The sequence below is a fragment of the Exiguobacterium sp. s128 genome (assembly GCF_018618815.1).
GTDB lineage: Bacteria > Bacillota > Bacilli > Exiguobacteriales > Exiguobacteriaceae > Exiguobacterium_A > Exiguobacterium_A antarcticum.
On the sequence record NZ_JACSMT010000088.1, the window covers coordinates 1 to 1,688 of the forward strand.

Genomic DNA, 1,688 nt, shown 5'->3' on the forward strand with positions numbered 1-1,688 from the left:
TGGTTCTTACGCAATGTTAGTGAGGTAATGTTTTCAATACTATGGGAATAGAGTTAAAAAGGACTGATTCGTATGTACGAGATCGAAGAACTGGATCCGCGTATTCGCATAATGACGATGGAGAAGACTGATCACGAAACACACCTTATGGCGCATCTTGTTTCATCCACTAGCCACTGTCCGGACTGCGGTGCACGTTGTGACAGAAGGCATGGTTTCACTTGGAGAAGGATTGGTGACCTTTTCAGAATACAGCATTGTATCCGACTCACGCTTCGAGTTCCGAAATGGTTTTGCGATAACCCGAATTGTAAACGCATCATTTTTACTGAACGCCTCGAGTGGGCGATACCTTATTCTAGACGGACCAATCGGACCGATCATGTATTGACAACATTGATGCTTGCCATGAATGCTAAGGAAGCAGCACGTGTTTGCCCGACGATCGGTATACGGATCAGTCACGATACACTTCTCAAGATCTTGAGACGCGTCCCTGTTCCTTCGGAACAGCCAGATATCATCGGGATTGACGACTTCGCCTTCAAAAAAGGGCGTCGTTATGGAACAATCATCTGCAATGCACAGACCCATCGTCCAATCGAATTATTCCGTTCACGGAATCCCGACGAGCTGATTACATGGATGGATCGACTCATCGAAAAGCCTGTTCGAGCTTCTTCAGACAGATTCCCAGGATATCAGGAAACACTTCAGAAAAAAGGCGTCACAGTAGTGAGTGATCGTTTCCACCTGATTCACAATTTGTGGGAGTTGCTCGTTACCGTTTGTAGATGTGTGCTACCTGGTCGCCTACCTATCCCTAAGAAACAGTCTGTGGTAGAGGAACTCCCGTCCTCTACCACAGACTTCCTGCCTATCGATTCTAATCGTCAAATACTTGTCTCTTCTGTTCAAACCATGTATCGAAAGGGCATGTCCCTGAATGCAATCGCTCGTTCACTTCACCTGAATTGGCGAACTGTCAAGAAGTATAGTGAGCTTAATTATCAACCCTCGTTATTACGACCGAAACGTTCCCACTCAATTGATCGCTATATGGACCATTTAAGAGAGTACGTCATGAACCATTTGGCATTGAAGGAAATCGAACGGCTGCTCAGAGGTCTCGGGTATAAGGGATCTTACGGGGCTATCCGTTATCGGGCTCGAGATATTCGTAGAGGGCTGCTTCTAGAAAATCCGCTCTTTTTTTCGCGTAAAGATGCTTGTCGACTACTCTGGCAATGGCCGAAAAAGAACGAGAAAGACATCGCAGATGTTTCAGATTTGCTGCGCGAATATCCGGATCTTTCAATCCCATTCTGCTTCATCCAAGGATTCCGAGAAGCCATACGTGTGCGAGATAGTGAGGAGCTGCTCCGATTGATTATGAACCCGAAAGTCACGGCGCATCCGAGACTCGTTCGTTTTGTACGTCGTCTCAAGAAAGACCTTCCGGTCATTTTGGCAGCCTGTCAGTACGAAGAAAACAATGGCTACGTGGAAGGTAATGTCAATCGATTAAAAATGATCAAACGTCTCATGTATGGGCGTGCTAACTTCGATTTGCTCCGGATTCGAGTGCTCTGTCGTAATCAAGATCAAGAGAGTTAATATTGTAAGAAAACGATTGTGTTTAATCGGGAGTATACGTGTCAACGTTCACTAACATTGCGTAAGAACCA

At 45.7% G+C, this 1,688-nt stretch carries 1 protein-coding gene; it reads left to right on the forward strand.

Annotation, left to right across the window (positions count from 1 at the left end; all coding sequences use genetic code 11):
* The first annotated feature begins 72 nt into the window (after positions 1-72).
* Entirely contained in the window at positions 73-1,617 is a 1,545-nt protein-coding gene (locus tag KNQ13_RS15645) for an ISL3 family transposase (protein WP_209548552.1), read from the forward strand.
* Positions 1,618-1,688: the final 71 nt, after the last annotated feature.